At 67.3% G+C, this 19,752-nt stretch carries 18 protein-coding genes; 5 read left to right on the top strand and 13 right to left on the bottom strand.

Going from position 1 to position 19,752, the window contains the following annotated elements:
* Positions 1-169: 169 nt before the first annotated feature.
* Genes L540_RS07905 through rsmB form a run of 6 tightly spaced genes read right to left on the bottom strand, consistent with a single transcriptional unit; the run spans position 170 to position 7,997 of the window.
* Positions 170-1,639, bottom strand: coding sequence for a TrkH family potassium uptake protein (locus L540_RS07905; RefSeq protein WP_043206927.1), 1,470 nt, complete (start codon positions 1,637-1,639; stop codon positions 170-172).
* 28 nt (positions 1,640-1,667) lie between these two features.
* Positions 1,668-3,047: a Trk system potassium transporter TrkA gene (trkA, locus tag L540_RS07900; protein ID WP_043206928.1), complete on the bottom strand. Its 1,380-nt coding sequence runs from the start codon at positions 3,045-3,047 to the stop codon at positions 1,668-1,670.
* On the bottom strand, positions 3,044-3,733 hold the full coding sequence (locus tag L540_RS07895; protein WP_043206930.1) for a response regulator: 690 nt from the start codon (positions 3,731-3,733) through the stop codon (positions 3,044-3,046). Before L540_RS07895 ends, trkA begins: the two co-directional genes overlap by 4 nt.
* A gap of 11 nt (positions 3,734-3,744) precedes the next feature.
* Entirely contained in the window at positions 3,745-6,042 is a 2,298-nt protein-coding gene (locus L540_RS07890; protein ID WP_043206932.1) for a sensor histidine kinase, read from the bottom strand.
* The gene (locus L540_RS07885; protein ID WP_043206935.1) at positions 6,039-6,623 is read right to left on the bottom strand and encodes a DUF4390 domain-containing protein; all 585 of its coding nucleotides are present in this window, start codon (positions 6,621-6,623) and stop codon (positions 6,039-6,041) included. The genes L540_RS07890 and L540_RS07885 overlap by 4 nt, the downstream gene beginning before the upstream one ends.
* Before the next feature lie 42 nt (positions 6,624-6,665).
* On the bottom strand, positions 6,666-7,997 hold the full coding sequence (rsmB, locus tag L540_RS07880; protein ID WP_043207358.1) for a 16S rRNA (cytosine(967)-C(5))-methyltransferase RsmB: 1,332 nt from the start codon (positions 7,995-7,997) through the stop codon (positions 6,666-6,668).
* Between the two features lie 87 nt (positions 7,998-8,084).
* On the opposite strand from rsmB, the gene L540_RS07875 reads away from it, so the two are divergent.
* Positions 8,085-8,714 (top strand): LysE family translocator, encoded by a 630-nt coding sequence (locus tag L540_RS07875; protein ID WP_043206937.1) that lies wholly within the window; start codon positions 8,085-8,087, stop codon positions 8,712-8,714.
* 13 nt (positions 8,715-8,727) lie between these two features.
* Here L540_RS07875 and L540_RS07870 read toward each other — a convergent pair whose 3' ends face one another.
* Positions 8,728-9,627, bottom strand: a complete 900-nt coding sequence (locus L540_RS07870) for a LysR family transcriptional regulator (protein WP_231584757.1) — start codon at positions 9,625-9,627, stop codon at positions 8,728-8,730.
* A 109-nt stretch (positions 9,628-9,736) separates the two neighbouring features.
* On the opposite strand from L540_RS07870, the gene L540_RS07865 reads away from it, so the two are divergent.
* The gene (locus L540_RS07865; RefSeq protein WP_048026169.1) at positions 9,737-10,951 is read left to right on the top strand and encodes an MFS transporter; all 1,215 of its coding nucleotides are present in this window, start codon (positions 9,737-9,739) and stop codon (positions 10,949-10,951) included.
* Here L540_RS07865 and L540_RS07860 read toward each other — a convergent pair.
* Positions 10,926-11,846, bottom strand: a complete 921-nt coding sequence (locus L540_RS07860; protein ID WP_043206942.1) for a LysR family transcriptional regulator — start codon at positions 11,844-11,846, stop codon at positions 10,926-10,928. The genes L540_RS07865 and L540_RS07860 overlap by 26 nt on opposite strands.
* 117 nt (positions 11,847-11,963) lie before the next feature.
* Here L540_RS07860 and L540_RS07855 point away from each other — a divergent pair, with 117 nt between their 5' ends.
* The 3 genes from L540_RS07855 to L540_RS07845 are packed head-to-tail and all read left to right on the top strand — an operon-like array spanning position 11,964 to position 14,685.
* On the top strand, positions 11,964-12,710 hold the full coding sequence (locus L540_RS07855) for a class II aldolase/adducin family protein (protein ID WP_043206944.1): 747 nt from the start codon (positions 11,964-11,966) through the stop codon (positions 12,708-12,710).
* On the top strand, positions 12,707-13,672 hold the full coding sequence (locus L540_RS07850) for a ketopantoate reductase family protein (protein ID WP_043206946.1): 966 nt from the start codon (positions 12,707-12,709) through the stop codon (positions 13,670-13,672). Before L540_RS07855 ends, L540_RS07850 begins: the two co-directional genes overlap by 4 nt.
* A 32-nt stretch (positions 13,673-13,704) precedes the next feature.
* Entirely contained in the window at positions 13,705-14,685 is a 981-nt protein-coding gene (locus tag L540_RS07845) for a tripartite tricarboxylate transporter substrate binding protein (RefSeq protein WP_048026167.1), read from the top strand.
* Positions 14,686-14,715: 30 nt separating this feature from the next.
* Here L540_RS07845 and L540_RS07840 read toward each other — a convergent pair whose 3' ends face one another.
* The 5 genes from L540_RS07840 to L540_RS07820 are packed head-to-tail and all read right to left on the bottom strand — an operon-like array spanning position 14,716 to position 19,719.
* Complete coding sequence (locus tag L540_RS07840) at positions 14,716-15,612, bottom strand: 3-hydroxyacyl-CoA dehydrogenase family protein (RefSeq protein ID WP_043206948.1); 897 nt, start codon at positions 15,610-15,612, stop codon at positions 14,716-14,718.
* The gene (locus L540_RS07835) at positions 15,609-17,102 is read right to left on the bottom strand and encodes a flavin-containing monooxygenase (RefSeq protein ID WP_043206951.1); all 1,494 of its coding nucleotides are present in this window, start codon (positions 17,100-17,102) and stop codon (positions 15,609-15,611) included. The genes L540_RS07840 and L540_RS07835 overlap by 4 nt, the downstream gene beginning before the upstream one ends.
* Positions 17,103-17,116: 14 nt before the next feature.
* The gene (locus L540_RS07830) at positions 17,117-17,950 is read right to left on the bottom strand and encodes an alpha/beta fold hydrolase (RefSeq protein WP_043207360.1); all 834 of its coding nucleotides are present in this window, start codon (positions 17,948-17,950) and stop codon (positions 17,117-17,119) included.
* A gap of 13 nt (positions 17,951-17,963) precedes the next feature.
* Positions 17,964-18,929, bottom strand: coding sequence for a Bug family tripartite tricarboxylate transporter substrate binding protein (locus tag L540_RS07825; RefSeq protein ID WP_043206954.1), 966 nt, complete (start codon positions 18,927-18,929; stop codon positions 17,964-17,966).
* Positions 18,930-18,969: 40 nt separating this feature from the next.
* Positions 18,970-19,719, bottom strand: a complete 750-nt coding sequence (locus L540_RS07820) for an SDR family NAD(P)-dependent oxidoreductase (RefSeq protein WP_043206956.1) — start codon at positions 19,717-19,719, stop codon at positions 18,970-18,972.
* Between the last annotated feature and the right edge of the window lie 33 nt (positions 19,720-19,752).

Below are 19,752 nucleotides of genomic sequence, written 5' to 3'. Positions count from 1 at the left end.
GGCCTCGGCCGGCCATGGGAGCTCCAGAGCCCCGTCGATATTGGTAAAAATCGACGCCAGGGAAAACCCTGGCCTGGGGTTTGCACCAGGGCAAAATGGCCGTTACAAAACCCCGGCGAGGTAAGCGTTTGCCGCTGGTTACGGATGCGGCGCCGCCCCGCGCAGCGCCTTATTTGCGCCAGAACCAGGGGGTGAACAGCACCAGCACCGTCAGCAGCTCCAGACGCCCGATGAGCATGGCGAACGTGCATACCCAGACCTGGAAGTCGCTCAGCACACCGTAGTGGCCCATGGGGCCCAGCACGCCCAGGCCCGGCCCGGTATTGTTGATCATGGCCATGACGGCTGAAAAAGCCGTGGTCAGGTCCAGGCCCGAGAGCAGCAGCAGGCTGCTGAGCACACCGACCGACAAGCCGTAGACCAGCATGAAGGCCAGGACCGAAAACATCACCCGCTGATCGACGATGCGGCTGCCGATACGCACCGGGCTGACGGCATGCGGATGCAGCATGGTGATGAGTTCGTTGCGCGCCTGCTTGATGAGCAGCATGACCCGGATCATCTTGATGCCCCCGCCGGTCGATCCGGCCGAGGTGGCGAAGGCCGACAGCAGCAGCATGGTCAGCGGCGCGAACAGCGGCCAGGCCGCATAGTCGGTGTTGGCGTAGCCCGTGGTCGTGGCCACCGAAACGGTGTTGAACATGCCGTAGCGCAAGGCCTGCAACGGATCGGTGTAGACATGCTTGAGAAAGAGATAGACCGAAATCACCAGCCCCGTGCCCAGCACCACGGCCAGGTAGGGGATGGTTTGCGGGCAGGACAGATAAGGACGCAAGCTGCGCTGGCGCAAGGCATTGAAATGCGTGGCGAAATTGATGCCCGAGATCAGCATGAAGACGATGGCCACGATTTCAACCGGCACGGAGTCGAACTTGAGAAAGCCCTCGTCGTAGGTGGAGAAGCCGCCCAGCCCCATCGTGGTCGCCATATGGGCCCAGGCGTCGAACCAGGACAGCCCCACGGCGCGGTAGGCCAGGAAGCAGAGGATGGAGAATCCGAAATACACGGCATAGAGCGCCTTGGCCGTGCTGGCGATGCGCGGGGTGAGGCGCTCGTCCTTCATGGGCCCCGGCGTCTCGGCGCGCACCACCTGGTGGCCGCCCACCCCCAGCAGGGGCAAGATGGCCACGGCCAGCACCAGGATGCCCATGCCGCCGATCCAGATAAGGGTGGCCCGCCAGAGATTGATGGAGGGCGGCAGGTGATCCAGCCCCGTGAGGACGGTCGCGCCCGTTGTCGTCAGGCCCGACATGGCCTCGAAATAAGCGTGCGTGAAGGACAGGGGCTGGCCGATCTGGCTGTAGTAGAGCAGCAGCGGAATGGCCGCCAACAGGGGCAGACCGGCCCAGACGATGGACACCAGCAGAAAGCCGTCGCGCGCGTGCAGTTCGCTGCGCCAGCGGTGAGTTACCAGCCACACCCCCGCGCCTATGCCCATGGCGATGCCGAAACCCTCGGCAAAGGCGCGCAGACCGCCATCCTCGCCCACCCAGGCCACGCCCAGCGGGATGAGCATGGTCAGGGCGAACACCACCATGGTCAGTCCGAGTACATAGAAGGTGGCCAGCAAACGCTTCATGGTCGGGACGGGGCCCCAAGGACAGGATTCAGAAGAAAGACGCCGATACCTGGAAGAGCTTTTCCACGCGCGCCATCTGCTGGCGGGTCGGGACAAAAACGATGACGTGGTCGCCCGATTCGATCATGGTCTCGGCGTCGGGCAGCAGGATTTCGTCTTCGCGCACCAAGGCGCCTATGGAGGCGCCCTTGGGCAGGCGGATGTCGCCCACGCGGCGGCCCACCACGCGCGAGGTGGCCCGGTCGCCATGCGCCACCGCCTCCAGCGCCTCGGCCACGCCCTGGCGCAGGCGGTGCACCGCCACCACGTCGCCCCGGCGCACATGGCGCAGCAGCTCGCTCATGGTGGCCTGCGACGGCGACACGGCGATATCGATGTGGCTGCCCTGCATGAGTTCGCCATAGGCGTGCCGGTTGATGAGCGAGATCACCTTGCGCGCGCCCAGCCGCTTGGCCAGCAGGGAGGACATGATGTTGTCCTCGTCGTCGCTGGTCAGCGCCAGCCAGGTGTCCATGTCCTGGATGTTTTCGCGCTCGAGCAGGGATTCATCCGTACCGCTGCCATGCAGGATGAGCACATTGGACGGCAGTTCGGCGGCCAGGTATTCGCAACGCTTCTCGTTGCGTTCGATGATGCGCACGCTGTAGTTCTCGTCGGCCAGCTCGCGCGCCAGGCGCAGGCCGATATTGCCGCCGCCGGCGATCATGACGCGGTGCACGGTTTTTTCGGCCTCGCGCAGCTGACGCACGGCGCGGCGCGCATGGCGGCTATCCACCACCAGGATGACTTCGTCGCCCGGAGCGATGACGGTGCCCAGGCCGGCATGCAACGGCCGGCCGTCGCGCAGCACATCCACGATGCGGGCCGTGACATCGGGCCAGACCTCGCGCAGGCGGTCCACCGGCGTATGGGCCATGGGGCTGCCATGCCCCACCCTGACGGTCACCACGCTCAGCTTGCCTTCGGCGAACTCCACGACCTGCAGCGCCTCGGGAAACTCGATGAGGCTGTGCAGATAGGTGGTCACGCTGCGCTCGGGGCTGATCAGGGCGTCGATGCAAAAGCCCTCGTCGCCCATGAGCTCGGGATGATCGGCGAACTCCGGCGCGCGGATGCGGGCGATGCGGCGCGGCACATTGAACAGCTGCCGGGCGATCTTGCAGGTCACCATGTTGACCGAATCGGCCGCCGCGCAGGCGATCAGCAGATCGGTGTCGGCGGCGCCGGCGGCCTCCAGCACGGAGACCTGGGTGGCATCGCCCTGCATGACCCTCAGATCGAAGCGCTCCTGGAGGTAGCCCAATTGGCCGGGCTGAACGTCCACCACTGTGATGTCGTTCTCCTCGGACACCAGGTTTTCGGCCACGCTGGTTCCAACGCGGCCGGCGCCCACGATGAGGATTTTCATGAGCTTCGCTTGCGCGCGGACTCGATGCCCAGTTGCTTGAGCTTGCGGTAGAGGTGGGTGCGTTCCAGCCCGGTGCGCTCGGAGACGCGCGTCATGCTGTGGTTCTCGCGCACCAGATGGTATTCAAAATAGATGCGCTCGAATTCGTCGCGCGCCTCGCGCAGCGGCTGATCCAGCGAGATACTGCCCAGCTGGCCATTGCCCGAGGCGGGAGCCTCGCCCATGGCCGGGTGGGCCAGGGCCGGGACAGGATCCAGCTCGTCTTCGAGGGCGATGGCCGGCGTGGCGCTGACCACTGGCGCGGCGACCGGGGCCGGCAGGCGCCCGCGCGCCAGGCCGGCGGCGATGGTCTTGAGCAAGCGCTGCAAGGTAATGGGTTTTTCGAGGAAGTCCATCGCGCCGATGCGCGTGGCCTCCACGGCGGTGTCTATGGTCGCGTGACCGCTCATCATGATGACGGGCATGTCCAGCAGACCCTGGGAAGCCCACTCCTTCAGGAGGCTGACACCATCGGTGTCCGGCATCCAGATGTCGAGCAAGACCAGATCCGGACGCGAGCGCAGCCGCGCGGCACGGGCCTGCGCCGCGTTTTCCGCCAACTCAACCGTGTGTCCCTCGTCGTAAAGAATCTCGGACAGGAGTTCGCGAATGCCAACTTCGTCGTCGACCACCAGAATTCTGGCCATAAACCTTTCACCTATTGCGTAGCCGCATTATGCTTTTGTTGCAAGGTCCCGTCCATAGTATCGGACGCACTCGCCAAGCGGGTCAACAAGATGGAAACCCTCGCGCCGCCTTCCTTGCGATTGGCGATGTCGATGCGTCCGCCATGTTCTTCCACGATCTTACGCACAATTGCCAATCCTAGCCCGGTGCCGTGGGCCTTGGTCGTGACATAGGGCTCAAAAGCCCTTTGCATCACTTGCGGCGGAAAGCCCGAGCCATTGTCGGCCACCGTGAACCGGACCGCGGCAGTTTCCGACCCATCTGAATGCGGAATATGCGTCAGCTGGGTAATCACCCTGACCTGCGCCTTGTCGCCCCGGTCGTTGACCGCGTCCCGGGCATTGGCCAGCAGATTGTGGATGACCTGGCGCAACTGGGTCAGGTCGCCCTCGATGACGGGCAGGCCCTGGGCCAGATCGACCTCCAGCCGGGGGCCGCCATTGCGCGCCTGCCCGTCGACGGGGTCCCAGCCATACAGCGACAGGACATCGGCCACCAGACCATTGAAGTCGATGGGCTGCATGACCGCCGGCGGCGTGCGGGCGTATTCGCGGAAATCATCCACCATCTGCTTGAGCGAGCCCACCTGGTTGACGATGGTATTGGTGGCGCGCTCCAGCATCTGGGCCTCGGCCGGCGGCAGGCGGCCGGCCAGCTTCATGGCCAGGCGCTCGGCCGACAGCTGGATGGGCGTCAGCGGGTTCTTGATTTCGTGGGCCAGGCGGCGCGCCACTTCGCCCCAGGCCATGGTGCGGTTGGCGGAAATCACCTCGGTGATGTCGTCGAACACCACCAGATAGCCGTTGCCGCGGCCGTCGACGCGCAGATGGGTGCCGCGCGCCAGCAGGATGATGGGCTGGGCGCCGGCCTCGGCCGGCGTGATCTCGAACTGCTGCTGCCAGTGCTGGCGCTCGGAACCGACCGCGGCATGGGCCGAAAAGGCTTCGCGCACGATGCGCGCGAACTCCAGCATCCCGTCCACGGTTTCCAGCGGCCGGCCGATGACCGAGCGCAGATCGGCTTGCAGAATGTTCTGCGCCCCCTGATTGACCGTGGTCACCCGGAAGGCCTCATCGAAGGCCAGCACGCCGGACGACAGATTGGCCAGCACGCTCTCCAGGTAGACGTTGGAGCGTTCGAGCTGGCGGCGGTTGCTCTCGACCATCTGGCGCGCCTCGTCGAGCTGGCGCGTCATGGCATTGAAGGAGCGCGTCAGCTGGCCGACTTCGTCACGTTCGGGAGGCTCGGGCAGAGGCCGGTAGTCGCCCACGCTCACCGCCTGGGTGCCGGCCGCCAGCGTGAGCAGCGGCCGCACCAGCCGCTTGGACAGCGACAACGCCACGGCGATGGCCGCGAACACCGCCAGCAGCAGGGCCAGGGTCAGCGTAATGCCGTAGAGCTTGCGCAGGCCCAGGCGGGACAGCGCAAGCTCCTGGTAGTCGCGAAAGCCCTGCTGCACGCGATTGGCGTTGTGGGCGATCTGTTCGGGGACGCTCTGCATCAATTGCAGCCAGCGCGGCTCGCCGGCGCCGGCCAGCGAACTGTCAAAGCGCACCGGGGTGTTCAGCGGAATCACCACGCGCAGATGCAGGCCATCCTCGGCGCCCGGAATGCCGGGGTCATCGGCCTCGGCGGCCGAATAGCCGCGCGCGAGCTTGAGCTGGTTAAGGACGGTGGCCGGCGGCGTGGGCGGCACCAGCTGGCCGAATTTATTGGTGGAGAAGGCCAGCGGACGCCCGCTGCCGGTAAAGACCAGGGCTTCCTGCACGCCATTGGCTTCGCGCAGCCGGGTCAGGGCCAGCGGGATATCGGCGTCGGTCAGGTTGTTAAGTTCGGACGCCATGGCGCGGGCGCGCGCATCCAGGTCGGCCAATTGGGAGTCCAGGGCCGCCCGGCCGAGGTTCAGGCCGGCTTCCAGGGCATTGTCGACCCGGACGTTGAACCAGGACTCGATGGAGCGCGACAGAAATTGCACCGACAGCGTGTAGATCAGGGCGCCGGGCACCACGCCGATCAAGGCGAAAGCCAGGGCGAAGCGCGCCGTCAGGCGGGCGCCAAAGAGGCGGCGCCGTATCTGGCGGGCCAGGCGCACGGTCAGGGCCACGACCCAGACGAACATCGCCAGCGCGAACACGCCATTGAGGATGAGCAGCACGTCGTAGTACTGCGCCAGGCGGGAGGCATTGCCCGTGGACCAGGCCAGCAGGGCCAGCAGGGACAATCCGCTGATGGCCCCGATGATCAAGGCCAGCCGCAACAAGACTCTCATGAGGGATCCCGCGCCGGTTCGGTGAGGGTGAAAGAGAACTCGCGCCAGGGAGTGCCCGCCGCCCAGGCGCTGCTGTTGAGCGCGTTGACCTGGAAGGGGCGCGCCAGCAGGGAGGTATCCAGGCGCACGCGCAGCTGCCCGTTATACACCTCGCCCGCTTCGAATTCAGCAGCCTGCGCCACGCGCCAATCGCGGATGCGCCTGACCACGTCCATGGCGTCGTCGAGCGAAGCGACATTGAGGGAAAGCTCTCCCTGGCCCACGCGCCATTGGCGCGTCAGGGCGTTGTAGCTCACGCGCCAGGTCATGCTGGTGTCCACGATGCTGCGGTCGAACCACCACCAGCGCGCCTTGGTGATCTTGAGGTCGGCGGTGAAATAAAGGGGCAGGCCGCGCTGGGCCGCGTCGCGCAATTGGTCGTTGAGCGGAAAGTCCACGTCGGCGTTGAGGGCCAGGCGGGCGTCGTGGATGACCGGGTCTATCGTCACCACCTTGGGCTCGGAGGCAAACGCCCGCCCTCCCTCTTCAAACCAAAAAGGGGCGGTAGCCAGCAAGAAGGCGACAATTAGACGAACAATCATGGACTTTCTATCGGGGCATGCTTTGTCCCTATTCTTGGCGATTCAGCGCCGCTTGGCAAACAGGGCATAGAAAAAACCATCATGCTGCGACTCCGGTGTTGCATCCACCGCAACGGGCAGTAACTGGCCCGGCGCGGGCAGCGCCTCGGCATCGGCGTGGCGCGCGGCAAAGGCCCGCGCCTGGGCCTGCCCTTCGGCGGGAAAAATCGAGCAGGTCACATAGAGCAGATGCCCGCCGGGCGCCACGACGCGCCACAGCGCGTCTGCAATGCGCGATTGCAAGGCCGCCGTGCGGGCCACATCGGAAGCCTGGCGCAGCCAGCGGATGTCGGGGTGGCGCCGCACGATGCCCGATGCCGTGCAGGGGACATCGGCCAGCACGGCGTCGAAAGGCCGGCCATCCCACCAGCTGTCGGGGTCGGCCGCGTCGCCGGCCTGCAGCCGCGCGCCGTCCAGGCCCAGGCGTTCGAGGTTCTGGCCCACGCGCTCCAGCCGCCGGGCATCGGCGTCCAGCGCCAGCAGATCGAGCCGGGCAATCTCCAGCATATGGGCCGTCTTGCCGCCGGGCGCGGCGCAGGCGTCCAGCACCCGCATGCCGTCGGCCAGCGGCAACAGCGGCGCGGCCAATTGCGCGCCGGCGTCCTGCACCGACCACCAGCCCTGGGCATAGCCGGGCAGTTGCGTGACCGGCCGGGGCTCAAGCACCACCAGCCCGAACTCGCCCGTCTCGCGCACCGGCACGCCAGCCGTGGCGAAGGCCTCGGCCGCCTGCGCGCGGCTGGCGCGGCGGCGGTTCACGCGCAGCGTCAGCGGCGCGGGCACATTGGCCGCCGCCAGCAGGGATTGCCATTGCTGGGGATAGGCCTGGCGCAGCGCCTTGATCCACCACTGGGGGTGGTTCCAGCGCGCCACGGGATCGTTGGCCAGCGCGGCCTCCAAGGCCTCGCGCTCGCGCAGAAAACGCCGCAGACTGCCGTTGATCAAGCCCTTGAAACCCGCCAGGCGCTTGTGCCCGGCCGCGGCGGTCACGGCCTGGTCCACCACGGTGTGCGGCGCATAGACCGGCATGCCGGGCACGGCCTGGCCGGGCGGGTCGGATTGCTTGAGCAGGGACAGCGCCACGCGCAGCAAGGCCCCGGCCAGCGGCGCGGGCGCGCGCGGCACCAGCCGGTTGGCCAGGGTGTCGGCCCACCCCATATAGCGCATGGCGTGAAACGACACGGCCTGGGTGGCCGGGCGCAGCGCGGCCTCGGTCTCGGCCAGGGCCTCGGTAAGGGAGCGGCCCTCGTCCACGGCCTGCACGGCGGCGGCGGCGGACAAGAGGACAGCGGAGAGCGGCGGGGCCAGATTGCCCGCCTCGGAAGCAGAAGCCATGCGAAATTCCATATTCAATAGCCGCTATGGTAGCCGCTGGACGCATCCGGCCGCTCGCGGCACACTGCCAGCTAGCCGGAGCCCGCCATGAACCTGACCACGCTGACCCTGTTTGTCTTCGCCTCGGGCCTGATCATCGCCACGCCCGGGCCGACCGTCCTGCTGGCCATGAGCAATGGCGCGCGCCACGGCTTGCGGGTGGCCTGCTGGGGCATGGCCGGCGCCGTGCTGGCCGACATGGTGCTGGTCGCCATGGTCGCCGGCGGCCTGGGCATGCTGCTGGCCGCCTCCGAAGCCGCCTTCCAGGCCCTGAAGTGGGTCGGCGCGCTCTATCTGGCCTATCTGGGCTGGCGCCTGCTGCGCCAGGACGCGGCCCTGGTCCTGCCGGCGGGCCAGGACGAAGCGCGCCCGCCGATGGGGCCGGTTTTCGCGCGCAGCTTCCTGGTCGCCCTCTCCAACCCCAAGGCATTGCTGTTCATGTCGGCTTTCCTACCGCAGTTCATCGACACGCGGGCGCCGCTGCTGGCGCAATACCTGGCCTTGGCGGCCACGCTGGCCGTGCTCAATCTGCTGGCCATGACGGCCTATGCCGGCCTGGGCCGGCGCATGGCGCGCGGCCTGCGAACGCGCGGGCTGCGCTGGCTCAACCGCCTGTGCGGCGCCACCCTCATCGGCCTGGCCGCCACGCTGGCGCTTTACCGGCGCGGCGGCCCCTGAGGCCGCGCGCGCCTCAGGCGAAGGATTGGCGCGCCAATGACTCGCTGAGATAGTCCAGCAGGACACGCACCCGGCTGGCGAGCAGGCGCTGATGCGTCAGCAAGGCATATATGGGACGCGGCGGCGTCTCGCACTCGGGCAGCACGATGCGCAAGCGGCCCGCGGCCACATCGTCGGCGATGGCCCAGGCCGGCGCGTGGACGATGCCCTCGCCTTCGACCGCCGCGGCGACCACGCCGTCCAGCACATTGGCGCGCATGCGCACCCTGGGCCGCACCGCGGCCGGCTGATCGCCGTCGCGCAACTGCCATTCCTGTTCGTTGGCGTAGTGGCTGTAGACCAGCCCGTCATGATGCGCCAGGTCGGCCAGGCAGGCGGGCTCGCCGCGGCTGGCGAGATAGCCGGGCGAGGCGGCCAATGCCCATCGGATAGCCCCCAGCTTGCGAGCCACCAGGCTGGAGTCGGGCTGCTGGCCCACCACCACCGCGATATCGATGCCTTCTTCGAGCAGATTGACCGGACGGTCCATCAGCGAGACATCCAGGCTCACCTGGGGATAGCGCACGAGGAAGTGCGCCAGCAGGGGCAGCAGATGCACCCGGCCAAACAGAATGGGCGCGGTGAGCTGCAAACGCCCCACGGGCTCGGTGGCCTCCACGCTCAGGCCGGCTTCCATCTCATGGATTTCGGCCAGCAGGCGCTTGGCGGCCTGGTAATAGCGCCGCCCGGCGTCGGTCACCAGCAGCTTGCGGGTGGAGCGCACCAGCAGGCGGGTGCCGAGGCGGTTTTCCAGCGCGCTCATGTGGCGGCTCACCGAAGCCAGGGACAGCCCCGTGAGCCGGGCTGCGGCCGACAGGCTGCCCTGGTCGACCGCGGCCACGAACAAGGCCATGTCATCGGGACGATGGTTCACGGTCATCCTTGCAAATTTGAATGGATACCTTGCAGATATTAGTGTTCCCTGCAAGAAGAGGCCATCTCATAATCCAGTCCCGCCTCTCACGCCTTTGCCTGACCTCTGTATGCGCGCCGCCACCACCCAAGCCCCGCCCACCCCTGCCCCGGCCATGCTGGAAAGCGGCCTGTTGATGACGCTGGCCGCCGCCTGCGGCGTCTTCATCGCCAATATCTATTTCAATCAGCCGCTCCTGGAATTGCTGCACCAGGCCTTTCCCGCCGATGCGGCCATCGTCAACCTCATCCCCACCGCGACCCAGCTGGGCTTTGCCTGCGGCCTGTTCCTGCTGGTGCCGCTGGGCGACCGCATGAACCGGCGCCATCTCATCCTGTGGCAATCCGCCGGCCTGTGCCTGGCGCTGGTCGGCCTGGCCCTGGCGCCCAGCGCCTGGGCCGCCGCGCTGATCTCGGCCTGTGTCGGCATGGCCGGCTCCGTGGCCCAGCAAATCGTGCCTTTCGCGGCCGAGCTGGCCCAGCCGCAACGCCGCGGCCAAGTGGTGGGCACCGTGATGAGCGGCCTGCTCTGCGGCATCCTGCTGGGGCGCGTGGTCGGCGGCTTTGCCGGCGAATACTGGGGCTGGCGCGCCGCGTTCGGCCTGGGCGCCATCGCCTGCGGGCTGATGTGGCTGGTCCTGCTGGCCAGGCTGCCGCATAGCCAGCCTCAATCCACGCATCGCTATGGCGAACTCATGCGCTCCCTTCTCGTCCTCTGGAAAGCGGAGCCGCAATTGCGCCGCGCCACCCGCGTGCAGGCGCTGCTGTTCGGCGCCTTCATCGGCATGTGGACCATCCTGGCCTTGCACCTCGAGCAAGGATACGGCCTGGGCGCCGACGTCGCCGGCCTGATGGGCCTGGTGGGCGCGGCCGGCATCCTCATGGCGCCGCTGGCCGGCCGCATCGCGGACCGGCGCGGCCCCCACGCCGTGATCGCGCTGGGCGCCCTCCTCATGCTGCTGTCCTTCGCCATCCTGGGCGCCTGGGGCAGTCTCATCGGCCTGGTGCTGGGCATTCTGCTGATGGACATCGGCGAGCAGGCCGCCATGATCTCCAACCAGCATGTGGTGTATGCCCTGCGCCCGGAAGCGCGCAGCCGTTTGAACACGCTGTACATGAGCGGCATGTTCCTGGGCGCGGCGGCCGGCTCCTGGAGCGCCGGCCTGGCCTGGCAGACCGGCGGCTGGCCGCTGGCCTGCCTGCTTTGGGGCGTGCTGTGCGCGCTGGCCTGGCTGGTCCACGCCAGAAGCCGGCCGGCCGCTAGGCCAGCGCCGGCGCGCCGATAGGCGACAAGCGCGACAAGCGCAGCAGCTCGGCCACCCAGCCCAGCACCGCGGGCTGGGATTGATTGCGGTGCACGGCGATGGCGAAGTCCAGGGTCTGCCCGGCCAGGTTGCCGGGCACCAGGGCGAGCTCGCCGGACTGCAGCTGGCGCGCCACCATGGTCTTGGGCAACAGCGCGATGCCGCCGCCGGCGGTCACCGCGTCGATCAGGCCCTTGAGCTTGTTGCAGGCGCATAGATTGCCCATATCGGCGCCGGCCGCGCGCAACTCGTTATAGGCCGGCGCGAAAAAATCCGAAGGCTTGGACACGCACCACAGCGTCTCGCGGCGCAGCAGCTCATCCAGCGGGCGGCCGCGTCCGTCGGCCGTGAAGAGCAGCGATGTCGCGCAGACCCAGACCATGGGCACCTTGCCCAAAGGCGTATACGCCAGGTCGGGATGCTCGTGGCTATTGGCGATAAGCGCCACGTCCAGAGTGCCCTCGGCCAGCCGCTCGCGCAGCTTGACGCCCAGATCCAGCTCGATCTCGTAAGTGACGCGGGGCAAGGCCCGCCGCAAGGCGGGAATGAGAGCGCCCAGCCAGGTCATGGACACCTCGCCCAGGCCCAGCCGCACGGTGCCGGCGGGCTGGACCGCGGCTTCCGTGTCGTTGAAGACCGCCTCGACCTGATGCAAGAGCGGCGCGACACGTTCGACAAAACGCCGCGCCTGCAAAGTCAGCTCCTGCCGCCGGCCGCGGCGCTCGAACAAGGGATAGCCCAGGGCGGTCTCCAGCTCCCTCATGCGCGCCGAAATCGCCGGCTGGGTCGTGTGCATGCGCTCGGCCGCCGCGGCAAACGTGCCCAACTGGGCGATCCAGCACAGCGTCTGCGCATGCATGAGGTTGGGGCGGGTCATGGCGCCGACTATACATCAATGCAATTGATGATTTTCGATAAACAACTTTGCTTGGATTTATGAATAACAAGTTCGCACAATGCCGGCATCCCCCTTTCTCCGAGCCAGCAGACAGATATGAATTCCGTGCGCGAACACGTCTCCGAGGACGAATGGCAGACCCGCGTGGCCCTGGCCGCGGCCTATCAGCTGGCGGCGCTGCATCGCATGACCGACCATATCTACACGCATATCTCGGCGCGCATCGGCGAGGGGCAGTTTCTGTTGAACGCCTATGGACTGATGTTCGACGAAGTGACGGCCTCCAATCTGGTGAAGGTCGACCTCGACGGCAATATCCTGCTGGACCCGACGGGCCTGGGTATCAACCAGGCGGGCTTCGTCATTCATAGCGCCATCCATGCCCGGCGCCACGACGCGCTGTGCGTCATGCACACGCATACCCAGGCTGGCGTCGCGGTATCGGCCCAGGCCGCGGGGCTGCGCATGCTGTCACAGCATGCCATGCGTTTCTACGGCAAGCTGGCCTACCACGACTACGAAGGCGTGGTGCTGGACCTGGACGAGCAGGCGCGCATTACGCACAACCTCGGCCCGCACAACGCCATGATCCTGCGCAATCATGGCCTGCTGGTCTGCGGCGACACCATCAGCGATGCCTTCGACCAGATGTACTACCTGGAGCGGGCCTGCCAGATACAGGTCGCGGCGCAGGCCGGCGGCGGGCCGCTGATCGAGGCCCCGGACGCCGTGGCGGCCCGCGTGGCCGCGCAATTCGACCGGCCCGGCCGGCCATCGCGCGACAAGCACTGGCCGCCGCTATTGCGCATGCTCGACCGCCTCAAGCCCGAGTACCGCCAATGACGCGCATCCTCATCATCGGCGCCGGCGCCGTGGGCGCCACCCTCGCCTGGCATCTGAGCGGCACCCCGGCCCATGTGGCGCTGCTGGCGCGCGGCGCGCGCAAGGCGGCCATCGAGGACAAGGGCTTGACGCTGTGGCGCGCCGGCCGCCCTCTCGGCACGCGCGCGATCCCGCTGCTGTCAAGGCCGGAGGGCGATTGGGACGCCGTGTTGCTGTGCGTGAAGCAATACGACCTGCCCGCGCTGCTGCCCAGCTTGCCATCGGGCAGCCCGCTGGTGCCCATGGTCAACGGCGTGCCCTGGTGGCTGTTGCGCAGCCACCCCTTGCTGCGCGGGCGGCGCGACTGGGGCGAGTTCTACGGCGGCTTTCCGCCGATGTCCGCCGAGCGCCTGATGGGCGCCGTGGTCTATTTCCCCGCCCAGATGCGCGACGCCTGCAATGTCGAGCAAGGCGGGCGCGACAGCCTGGCCCTGGGCGAGATCGAAGGCAGGCCCGGCGCCCGCCTGCACAAGCTGGCCGCCGCGATCAACGCCAGCGGCCTGCAATGCCGCACGAGCGAGCACATACAAGCCGATATCTGGAACAAGCTCCTGGGCAACGCCGCTTTCAATCCGGTCAGCGCGCTGGCCCGGGCCACCATGCACCAGATGCTGACCGAGCCCGGCCTGCGCCGGCTGTGCGCACGCCTGATCGGCGAGCTGATGGCCGTGGGCCAGGCCCTGGGCTACCAGGAATCCCAGGGCGTGGAAGGCCGCTTGCGCCAGGCCGAATCGGCTGGCCACGCGCGCACCTCCATGCTGCAAGACGCCTTGGCCGGCCGGCCGCTCGAAGGCGAGGCGCTGATAGGCATCCTCACCCGCATGGCCGCCCACCTCGGCATCCCGGCCCCGACGCTGGACAGCGTATGGGCCCTGCTCAACAGCCGCTTTCCCCCAACCGGCGACAGACCATCCGGCGGCTGAACACACCACAACAACATCCTCAGGAGGAAGACATGACGCTTGGCTGCTTACGCCCCACCCTGCTCGCCGCGGCCCTGGCCCTGCCCATCGCCTGCGCCCAGGCCGCCAACTATCCCGACAAGCCCATCAACATCATCGTGCCGTTCTCGCCCGGCGGCGTCACCGACGTCATGGCGCGCCTGGTGGCCGAGAAACTGCAGGATGACCTCAAAGTGCCGGTCGTGGTCGTCAACAAACCCGGCGCCGGCACGACCATCGCCACCAACTATGTGGCCCGCTCGGCGCCTGACGGCTACACCATCCTCATGGCGGCCTCGACCTTTGCCGTGGCGCCGGCGCTCTACAAGGAGAAGGCCGGCTACGACCCGGAAAAAGACTTCCGTCCCGTGTCGCTGCTCGCGGCCGTGCCGCACCTGCTGGTGGTGGCCCCCGGCCTGCCCGCCGACAACGTCGCCAGCCTGGTGAAGTTTCTCAAGGCCGGCGACGGCAAACAGGGCAACTACAGCTCCTCCGGGCCCGGCACCTCCAATCACCTGGAAGGCGAGCTCTTCTCGACCAATGCCGGCGTGCGCCCCAATCACATCCCCTATCGGGGCAGCGTGCCGGCCCTGAGCGCCATTGCCGCCGGCGAGGTCAACTTCATGTTTGTCGATGTGGCGGCGGCCAAACCCTTTCTGGAGGGCGGCAAGGTCCGCGCCCTGGCCGTCACCACGGCCAAGCGGTCCGCGCTGCTGCCCGAGCTGCCGACAGTGGGCGAGTCCGGCGTGGTCAATTTCAGCGCCACGCCCTGGCTGGGCTTCGTCGTGCCGGCGAAAGTCCCCGACCAAGTCGTGGCGACCCTGGGCGGCTCGCTGGCCAAGATGGCCGAAGATCCCAAGCTCAAGCAGCGCTTCTATGACATGGGCCTGGAGCCCAGCTTCAGCCAGCCGGCGGAATTCGGCAGCTTCATGGCGCAGGACCGCGCCAAATGGGATGCCGTCATCCAGCAGGCCGGCATCGTCACGCTGGAATGAGGGCCAAGGCGCCTGGCGGCGCCTTGGCTGTCAGCGATTGCCGCGCTGGGCGGCGATGAGATGGCGCAGCAGCTGTTTTTCCGTCTCGTCGCGGTCCGAGCCTTCCCATTCGTAGACGCCGCTGCCGGACTTGGCGCCCAATTGCCCCGCCGCGACTTTGTCGCGGAACAGCCGCGGCGCGGCCTTGGCATCCGACAGGCTGGGCGAGAGATAATCCATGATGTTGCAGGTCAGGTCCAGGCCGATGAAATCGGCATTGCGCAGCGGACCGACCGCGGCCCAGCGGCGGCCGAAGGTCAACCTGGCCACCAGGTCCACGGTCTCGGCAGAACAAATCCCCTCCTCGACCAGATAGGCGGCCTCGCGCATCAAGGCAAACTGCATGCGATTGCCCACGAATCCCGGCACGTCGCGGTAGACGTCCACCGGCGTCTTTCCCGCCTGCCGGAGCCAGCCGGAAACCCGCTCGGCGACCTCCTCGCGGGTCTTCTCGCCGCGCACCACCTCGACCACCGGGATCAGGTAGGGAGGATTCCACCAGTGCGTGCCGACGACCCGCTCGGGCCGCGCGCTGCCCTCGGCGATCTCGCTGATGCGCAGCACCGAGGTATTGGTGGCGATGATGCAGTCCGGGTGGATGGCGTCGATGGCCGCCAGCAAGGCCCGCTTGAGTTCCATTTTCTCGGGCACGGCCTCGACCAGTAGATCACAGCCGGCCACGCAGTCGGCCAGGGTCTCGCAGACCCGGACCTGTACTGGCGCATCCAGGCCCATCAGCGCCAGGTGCTCGGCGATGCGCGTCTTGACCGAGGCGCGCGCCGCTTCGAGCGGATCCCAGATGGAGACGTCAAACCCCGCGACCATGAAGGCCTGGGCAATGCCGTGCCCCATGAGGCCGGCGCCGACCACGGCGACGCGGGCGCTCATGCGCCCTCCGCCAGGCGGCTGATCCGATACCCTTGAGGCGAAAAACTGCCGTTCTCCTTACGGAACTGAGTCATGAAATCCGGCCACAGCGCGGTGAGCTTGCCGCTTTGCGGATGCAGATACCAGCTGCTGCAGCCGCCCTCCACCCAGACCGTGCCGGCGCTGCGCCGGTAAATGCTCTCGACATAGGCCTGCTGCGCGGCCGCGTCAGGATTGACCACGGCCTGGCGTTCAAAGATGAAATCGACCGCGCCGCGGATGTAGTTGATCTGGGTCTCGATCATGAAGATCATGGATCCCGCGCCCAGGCCGGTGTTGGGGCCCAGCATCATGAAGAGATTGGGAAAGCCGGCCACGGCGGTGCAGGCGAAAGCCTGGCCGCCGCCGCGCCATTGCTCGGCCAGGCAGACCTCGTTTTCACCGTGGATGCGCTGGGCGATGGGCAGCTCGGTGGCCTCGAAGCCGGTGGCAACCACCAGCAGGTCCAGGTCCACGCGCTCGCCGTTCTTCAGGATGACGCCCTCGGCGTCGATGCGCGCGATGCCGGCCGTCTCCAGCGAGACATTGGGCTGCTGCAGCGCCGGATAGTAGTCGTTGGAGATCAACACGCGCTTGCAACCGATGGCGTAATGCGGCGTGAGCTTCCGGCGCAGGCGCTCGTCGGGCACCTGCTGACGCAGATGGTTCAGCGCCGTGGCCGTGATCTGCTCAATGAAGGCCGGCACCTGGCGGCGCTGCGGAAAGCGGCTCTCATTGCCCCAGAAGAGTTCGTCGCGCAGCTCCTGGGCGGCTTGCGGAAAACGCTCAAAGAGGCCTTTTTCCGCCTCGCTATAGACATGGTCGCGGCGCGGGATGATGTAGGGCGCCGAGCGCTGGAAGACCGTCAGGCGCTCGGCCGAACGCGCCAGTTCCGGCACGATCTGGATGGCCGAGGCGCCGGTGCCGATGACGCCGATGCGCTTGCCGGCCACGTCATAGCCGGCGTCCCATTTGGCCGAATGGAAGACGCGGCCCTTGAAGCCGGCCAGGCCTTCGATATCGGGATACGAGGGATCGGAGAGATGGCCCGCCGCCGAAATCAGCACGCGCGCCTTGAAGCCGCCGGCGGCGGTGTCGACCAGCCAGGCGGCCGAGTCAGCGTCCCACTGGGCCCGGCTGACCTCGGCGCCGAAGCGCACATGGTCGAGAATGCCCTCATCGCGGGCGGTGTCGCGCAGATACTGATGGATCTCGGGCTGGGGCGCATACACGCGGCTCCAGCGCGGATTGGGCCGGAAAGAATAGGAATAGAGGTGGGACTGGATATCGCAGGCCGCCCCCGGATAGGCGTTGTCGCGCCAGGTGCCGCCGACGTCGGCGGCGCGTTCGAGCACCAGGAAGTCCCGCTGGCCCTGGCGCTTGAGCGCCACGGCCATGCCCAGGCCGGAGAATCCCGTGCCGATGATGAGCACCTCGGTTTCGGTGCGCGGCGCGGCGTGGTTGGCTTTCATGTCTGTCTCCCGCTTCAGGCGTGGCTGTTCTGGACGACATGCCCGGCGGGCCAGCCATCGGGCTGCCGCACAAAGCTGTCTATCATGATGAAGAGTTCGGAGGGGCGCTCATGGACCACCCCATGGCCGGCATGGATTTCCGCATAGCGGCAGTTCTTGATGCTACCGAACAACAGGCGGGAATGGCGCAAGGGCGCCATCTGGTCCTGCGTGCAGGCGATGACCAGGCTGGGCACGGCGATGGCCGCCGCCTCGGCGCCGATATCGACGTCGCGGTTGAAGGCCATCTTGCGCGAGCGGTCCGGCCCCGTGCGCACGCCCTGGATCAGGGCGTCGAGTTCGGCGTCGTTCTTGGCATTGAGAAACGCCTGGCTGAAATTGGTGAACACCGAGAAAGGCGCGAGGGCGTCGTGACCGCTTTCGTACAGGCTGCGCCAGATGTCATTGCGCAGCCGCTGCTGGGCGTCCGTCTTGAGCCAGCCCGCCACCAGCGTGAGCGAGGCGAGCTGCCCGCCATGGCGCGCGGCGTACAGCGCGCCGATCACCGCGCCGAAGGAGTATCCGACCAGATGCACGGGGCCGTCCAGCGCCTGCACCACGGCCTGCACCTGATCCAGGTAGGCCTGCGCGCCAGGCGTCTCGGGATCGACGAAATCCAGCGCCACCACGCGATGACGCATGGCCAGCATGGGAAACAGCGCCCAGAAGTTGTTCTCCGCCGAGCCGCCCGTGCCGTGCAGCAGCACGATGGTCTTGGCCTCGGCCGCCCCGGGCGCGGAATCGTAGTACGTGACCGGGACATCGCCGGCCGACACGCGGCCCGTGTATACGTCTTTCATCAAAGTCATGAGCGGCAATCCATCAGTTTTCGAAAGTGACGACCTGGGTGACCGCCTGGATGTTCTTCTCTTCGGCCAGGATCTGGCGCGCCAGATCCTGCGGCGGGCCGCCCAGCGGCCGGGCGCCCAGCGAAGCGATGCGCTCTCTGACCGCCGGATCGGCCAGCACCTTGTTCAGGGCGGCATTCAGGATGCTTATCCTGTCCTTGGGCGTGCCGGCCGGCGCCGCCACGCAGAACCACACCGACACTTCGTAGTCCGGAAAACCCGCCTCGCGCAAGGTGGGCACATCGGGCAACTGGGCCGAACGGGTGCGCGACGTGACGGCCAGGGCGCGCAGCTTGCCCGACTGCACAAAGCCCAGCGCCGAAGAAATCTGGTCGATGGTGAAATCGGTATTGCCGCTCATCAGGTCGACCAGCATGGGCGAGCTGCCCTTGTAGGGCACGTGCATGGCGCTGATATGCGCCTGCAGCTTGAACAGCTCCGTCGAAACATGGCCGCTGGATCCCACGCTGGGGCTGCCGAACGTCAGGCCGTCTTTTTTCTTCTGCGCCAGGCTGATCAGCTCGGCCACGCTGTTGACGCCCAGCTTGGGGCTGACCATGAGGGCATTGGGCAGTTCGGCCACCAACGCCACGGGCGCGAAGGCCGTCTTGGGGTCGAAGGCGAGGTTTTTATAGACATATTTGTTGACGATCATGGGGCCCGGCGTGCCCAGCATGATGGTGTTGCCGTCGGCCTTGGAGCGCAAGACCGATTGGGCGCCCAGATTGCCGTTGGCGCCGGCGATGTTCTCGGCGATGACCGTCACGCCCAGCTCCTTGCCCAGGCCTTCGGCCATCATGCGGCCCAGAATGTCGGTCGTGCCGCCCGGGGCGAAGGGAATGACCAGCCGTATCGGCTGCGAGGGCCAGGACGCGGCGCTGGCGGCCTGGGCGAGCGATAGGGCCAGGGCGCCCAGGAACAATCTCATGGGTTTGATCATGATGTCTCCATTTTTTTGATTGAAAGAAAACCGGGGATGGCTAGCCGTAGCGTCCGCCGCTGATGTGCAGGACCTCACCCGTGATGAAGCCGGCCCGCGCCGAGGCCAGGAAGGCGACCGCGTCGGCGACCTCCTCCGGCTGGCCGATGCGCTTGATGGGCATGCCGGCCAATGAACGGGCCTCGATGCCGGCGAATTGGGGCAGATTGCGCAGCCGCTCCGTCTCGATGATGCCGGGCGCCACGGCGTTGACCGTCACGCCGCTCGGGCCCAGTTCAATGGCCAGGGCGCGCGTCATGCCGATGACGCCAGCCTTGGAGGCGGAATAATTGGCCTTGTTGACATCGCCGAAATGCGCGCGCGACGCCATGTTCACAATGCGGCCATAAGCGCGCTCGACCATGAGCGGGGCGATCTCGCGGATGCAATGGAAAGCGCCGCTCAGATTGACCGTGAGCACGTCCGCCCATTGGGCATCGCTCATCTGCGCAATGGCGCTGTCGCGCGAAAACCCCGCGTTGTTGACCAGGATGGAGATGCCGCCCCAATTCGCCAGCACATCGGCCACCACCAGCTTGACCGAGTCCGGCCGGCTGACGTCCAGCGTCCGGGCCAGCGCCGCGCCGCCGGCCTGGACGATGGCCTGGGCCGCGCATTCGGCCGCCGCCCCGTCGATGTCCGCCACCACCACCCTGCAACCCTCGCGCGCCAGGGTCCGCGCGCAGGCCAGGCCTATGCCCTTGGCCGCCCCGGTGACAAACGCCACCTGATTCTCGATACCCAGTTCCATGTCACCTCGCAAAACCGGCGTGTCGTCCGCCGT

It is taken from the genome of Bordetella pseudohinzii, from assembly GCF_000657795.2.
Classification (GTDB): Bacteria; Pseudomonadota; Gammaproteobacteria; order Burkholderiales; family Burkholderiaceae_B; genus Bordetella; species Bordetella pseudohinzii.
This window is presented reverse-complemented; position numbering and strand designations above follow the sequence as displayed.

Excerpts from the sequence above, each read along its gene's own strand:
- L540_RS07905 (WP_043206927.1), bottom strand. The coding sequence starts at position 1,639 with ATGAAGCGTTTGCTGGCCACCTTCTATGTACTCGGACTGACCATGGTG.
- trkA (WP_043206928.1), bottom strand. The coding sequence starts at position 3,047 with ATGAAAATCCTCATCGTGGGCGCCGGCCGCGTTGGAACCAGCGTGGCC.
- L540_RS07895 (WP_043206930.1), bottom strand. The coding sequence starts at position 3,733 with ATGGCCAGAATTCTGGTGGTCGACGACGAAGTTGGCATTCGCGAACTC.
- L540_RS07890 (WP_043206932.1), bottom strand. The coding sequence starts at position 6,042 with ATGAGAGTCTTGTTGCGGCTGGCCTTGATCATCGGGGCCATCAGCGGA.
- L540_RS07885 (WP_043206935.1), bottom strand. The coding sequence starts at position 6,623 with ATGATTGTTCGTCTAATTGTCGCCTTCTTGCTGGCTACCGCCCCTTTT.
- rsmB (WP_043207358.1), bottom strand. The coding sequence starts at position 7,997 with ATGGCTTCTGCTTCCGAGGCGGGCAATCTGGCCCCGCCGCTCTCCGCT.
- L540_RS07875 (WP_043206937.1), top strand. The coding sequence starts at position 8,085 with ATGAACCTGACCACGCTGACCCTGTTTGTCTTCGCCTCGGGCCTGATC.
- L540_RS07865 (WP_048026169.1), top strand. The coding sequence starts at position 9,737 with ATGCGCGCCGCCACCACCCAAGCCCCGCCCACCCCTGCCCCGGCCATG.
- L540_RS07860 (WP_043206942.1), bottom strand. The coding sequence starts at position 11,846 with ATGACCCGCCCCAACCTCATGCATGCGCAGACGCTGTGCTGGATCGCC.
- L540_RS07855 (WP_043206944.1), top strand. The coding sequence starts at position 11,964 with ATGAATTCCGTGCGCGAACACGTCTCCGAGGACGAATGGCAGACCCGC.
- L540_RS07850 (WP_043206946.1), top strand. The coding sequence starts at position 12,707 with ATGACGCGCATCCTCATCATCGGCGCCGGCGCCGTGGGCGCCACCCTC.
- L540_RS07845 (WP_048026167.1), top strand. The coding sequence starts at position 13,705 with ATGACGCTTGGCTGCTTACGCCCCACCCTGCTCGCCGCGGCCCTGGCC.
- L540_RS07840 (WP_043206948.1), bottom strand. The coding sequence starts at position 15,612 with ATGAGCGCCCGCGTCGCCGTGGTCGGCGCCGGCCTCATGGGGCACGGC.
- L540_RS07835 (WP_043206951.1), bottom strand. The coding sequence starts at position 17,102 with ATGAAAGCCAACCACGCCGCGCCGCGCACCGAAACCGAGGTGCTCATC.
- L540_RS07830 (WP_043207360.1), bottom strand. The coding sequence starts at position 17,950 with ATGACTTTGATGAAAGACGTATACACGGGCCGCGTGTCGGCCGGCGAT.
- L540_RS07825 (WP_043206954.1), bottom strand. The coding sequence starts at position 18,929 with ATGATCAAACCCATGAGATTGTTCCTGGGCGCCCTGGCCCTATCGCTC.
- L540_RS07820 (WP_043206956.1), bottom strand. The coding sequence starts at position 19,719 with ATGGAACTGGGTATCGAGAATCAGGTGGCGTTTGTCACCGGGGCGGCC.